Source organism: Flavobacterium algoris (assembly GCF_048158525.1).
In the GTDB taxonomy this organism is placed as follows: Bacteria; Bacteroidota; Bacteroidia; order Flavobacteriales; family Flavobacteriaceae; genus Flavobacterium; species Flavobacterium algoris.
In genome coordinates this window covers 1-2,026 of record NZ_JBLNKT010000060.1, presented here as the reverse complement: position 1 = coordinate 2,026, position 2,026 = coordinate 1, and the positions used below count along the sequence as shown (strand labels likewise).

The window sequence follows — 2,026 nt, the reverse complement described above, 5'->3', positions numbered from 1 at the left end:
ATGAGGTTTAAAAACTGGCTGCATAATCGCTGATTTTGGTACTTAAAAATACGAAGAATCAAAGTAATAAACAAAAAAAACTGCCCGAAAATTACTTTTCGGACAGCCTCTTTTTTTTTTATTCTTTAATTTTAACGAATTATCGGTAAAATTGTTTATTATTGTGTGTAATAATCGAATAACTCCTGTAATATTAAAAGACTGCTAATATATTATGATAAATTTAATAGTTCATAATAATTATTTTTTTTTAGAAAAACAACATTAATAAATCATTAAATTTAATGTTGAATTATCACATACCCACAAAATATAGGGGGGTAAAATGAAAAATCAATAAAAATAAAACATTATACTCTTTTTTAATAGGGGGTTTAAAATCATTTTATATTTTTATCGAAATTTAAAACTAAAAACTATGCGAAAGATTATTTTAAGTGTGATATTAATCACAATTCTAGTATTATCCATTTTTTCAATTCATCTATTTGTTGAATCATCAACATTAGGTGCACATGTTGTTGCATTAAAATTAGATACGGGAGATACAGCTTGGATGATAGTTGCTACTGCTCTTGTATTATTAATGACTCCGGGACTTGGATTCTTTTATGGCGGAATGGTTGGTAAAAAGAATGTTATTAGTACCGTATTACAAAGCTTTATGGCAATGGTTATAGTTACCGTTCTATGGGTTGTTGTTGGATTTGGATTATGTTTTGGACCATCAATAGGTGGGCTTATAGGAAATCCTATGCCAAACTTATTTTTTCAAGGAGTAAGTGCCAACACTGCTTGGGAATTAGCTCCAACAATTCCAATGATTTTGTTTGCTTTATTTCAAGCTAAATTTGCAATTATTACACCAGCCTTAATAACAGGAGCTTTTGCGGAACGTGTTCGTTTCTGGGCTTACTTATTATTTATGGTTTTATTCATATTATTCGTTTATGCACCTTTGTGCCACATGACATGGCATCCTGATGGATTGTTATTTGGATGGGGAGTATTGGATTTTGCCGGTGGAACTGTTGTACACATGAGTGCAGGATGGGCTGCTCTTGCTGGAGCAATGTTCTTAGGAAAAAGAAAAGTACAAAAATCAAATCCTGCTCGTATTACTTATGTATTATTAGGAACAGGTTTATTATGGTTCGGTTGGTTCGGTTTCAATGCTGGATCTGCTGTTGGAGCCGGAAGTCTTGCTGCTCAAGCTTTAGGAACTACTACAGTTGCTGCTGCTGCTGCTGCAATGGGCTGGGTCTTTCTTGACAAAATCCTTGGACACAAACTTTCTGCAATGGGAGCTTGTATAGGTGCTGTTGTAGGTTTAGTAGCTATTACACCTGCTGCTGGATTCGTAAGCATTCCTCATGCAATGGCAATTGGTATTATTGCGAGTATTGTAAGTAACCTTGTAGTGAGTAAATTCCCTAAAGGAAAAATTGATGACGCTTTAGATGTATTTGCTTGTCACGGTGTTGGAGGTATGGTAGGTATGCTTTTAACAGGTGTATTTGCATCAAAATCTGTAAATGCGATTGTAGGAGATAACCAAGGTTTAATTTTTGGTGATGCTACTTTGTTTTTAATTCAATTAAAAGCATTAGTTCTTGTTTCAGTATTTGCATTTTCAGTATCCTATTTCCTTTTCTTTATTGTAAATAAAATTACTCCTTTAAGAGTTTCTGAAGAAAAAGAAGAATTAGGTTTAGATATTTCTCAACACGGAGAATACCTATAAATCATTTTTCTAAATAAATCAAAGCACTATGAAAATTCGTTTTCATAGTGCTTTTTTTTGTTCCAATTCAAATTAAAATAAATATAAGTCTAAGCTCCAAAGTAAATCCTCTAAGGTGTTGCAATACAAATTATTGCTCTATAAAATATATCAAATAACTAATAGAACCCGTTGGGTGTAATTAAATGATTTGATTTTTGATATTATTTATTGGTCTATCAAAGATAAATTTATTGATATATTGAACCAATGTTAATGCTGTTATTTTTGCTAAAATTCTTG

The 2,026-nt window shown here is 31.8% G+C and carries 1 protein-coding gene and 1 pseudogene; one reads left to right on the top strand and one right to left on the bottom strand.

Annotated features, from left to right (window positions below; genetic code table 11):
- Positions 1-418 precede the first annotated feature (418 nt).
- Positions 419-1,744: an ammonium transporter gene (locus tag ACM55I_RS16280; protein ID WP_039110506.1), complete on the top strand. Its 1,326-nt coding sequence runs from the start codon at positions 419-421 to the stop codon at positions 1,742-1,744.
- A gap of 181 nt (positions 1,745-1,925) precedes the next feature.
- Here the strand turns inward: ACM55I_RS16280 and ACM55I_RS16275 are convergent.
- Positions 1,926-2,026, bottom strand: a pseudogene (locus ACM55I_RS16275) (IS982 family transposase); the annotation flags it as partial.

What these genes read in the sequence shown, in the direction of transcription:
- ACM55I_RS16280 (WP_039110506.1), top strand. Translation starts at nt 419, where the DNA reads ATGCGAAAGATTATTTTAAGTGTGATATTAATCACAATTCTAGTATTA.